The sequence below is a fragment of the Vibrio sp. YT-18 genome (assembly GCF_033337345.1).
GTDB lineage: Bacteria > Pseudomonadota > Gammaproteobacteria > Enterobacterales > Vibrionaceae > Vibrio > Vibrio alginolyticus.
Genome location: NZ_JAWOQO010000176.1, coordinates 1 through 1,185, shown reverse-complemented (window position 1 = coordinate 1,185; position 1,185 = coordinate 1). Strand labels below are relative to the sequence as shown.

Genomic DNA, 1,185 nt, shown 5'->3' with positions numbered 1-1,185 from the left:
CAGTTTGGTACATGGTTTCGATAACTTTATCTAATGAAATAAGACATTTGCTAGTGCGTTTTAGTGCCATTCGTGATGCGTTAATCGCTTTTACTGCGCCCATCGCGTTGCGTTCAATACAAGGCACTTGAACCAGTCCCCCTATTGGGTCGCAGGTCATACCGAGAGAGTGTTCCATTGCAATTTCAGCTGCGATACAAATTTGCTCGTTGCTGCCTCCTCGCAAGGCGGTTAGGCCAGCCGCTGCCATAGAAGAGGAAACTCCCACCTCACCTTGACAGCCCACTTCCGCCCCAGAAATGGACGCGTTGGTTTTGTATAAAATACCAATCGCTCCAGCAACGGCGAGAAAGTCTTTTAATTGCTTAAGATCCAGCTCTTTGATGAATCGATGGTAGTACATCAATACTGCTGGGATAACGCCTGCGGCACCGTTAGTTGGTGATGTGACGACTTGCCCGCCTGCCGCGTTCTCTTCGCTGACCGCAAAGGCAAACAAGTTAATCCAGTCCATGATCTCCATTGGATCATTTTCAACTGCTGCATTCGCTTCTAGTTTTTTCAACAGATTCGGAGCTCGGCGAGTGACGTTCAAGCCCCCTTCAAGGATCCCTTCAGTATCGAAACCACGCTGCATGCACAGTGACATCACTTTCCAAATTTGTTCAGCTCTTTGGTCAATTTCTTCTTGCTCTCGAAATGCCAGCTCATTTTGCAGAATCATACCACCAAGGCTGAGGCCATTTTTCTCTGCTTTTTCCAACATTTCGTCTGCGGATGAAAAAGGGAAAGGTACTTCTGCGCTGGCTTGTTGGCTGCCATGTTCGAGCTCTGCCGCTGTCGCAATAAAACCACCACCGATAGAGTAGTACGTCTCAAAGGCGACTTGATCTCCTGCGGCATCGAGCGCGGTGATCGTCATACCATTTTCATGCAGCGGCAGGTTGTCGCTGTGAAATACAATGTCGTGGTCGTAGCTAAACTCAATTTGATGAGAGCCAGCTAACGATAATGTATGGTTTTCGATGGTGTGTTGCAGTGCACTTTTGGCACTGGTCATTTTGATGGTAGCGGGCTTATTGCCCATCAACCCTAGCACCGTGGCTCGGTCGGTGTGGTGTCCTCTACCAGTCAGTGATAAAGAGCCATATAAGTCAACTTGCACCCGACGTACTTTCGCCATAG

1 protein-coding gene is annotated in these 1,185 nt (G+C 48.5%); it reads right to left on the bottom strand.

All coding sequences use genetic code 11. From position 1 onward, the window contains the following. Positions 1-1,185: L-serine ammonia-lyase (locus R7M72_RS25245; RefSeq protein ID WP_318056476.1), on the bottom strand; the 1,185-nt coding region annotated here is incomplete at both ends.